1 protein-coding gene is annotated in these 243 nt (G+C 66.7%); it reads left to right on the top strand.

Going from position 1 to position 243, the window contains the following annotated elements:
- A partial coding sequence (locus ACETK3_RS21430) for a hypothetical protein (protein ID WP_373993611.1) occupies nt 1-243 on the top strand: 243 nt, incomplete at both ends.

The raw sequence follows: 243 nt of genomic DNA on the forward strand, positions 1-243 counted from the left end.
CGTCATCACCCCCGTCGGCAGTGACGGAACCATCGCCCTGACCAACAACTCCAACGGCACCGTCCACCTCACCGCCGACACCTCCGGCTACTACATCGCTGGAACCGCCGTAGACCCTGGCGCGTTTTCCTCCCAGACACCGTTCCGGCAGCTTGATACGCGCAACGGCACCGGAGGCACCAGCGGACCAGTCGCTCCCGGAGCCACCATCAAGGTCCCGGTAACCGGACGGGGCGGCATCCC

It is taken from the genome of Arthrobacter sp. E44 (genome assembly GCF_041877125.1).
GTDB lineage: Bacteria > Actinomycetota > Actinomycetes > Actinomycetales > Micrococcaceae > Arthrobacter.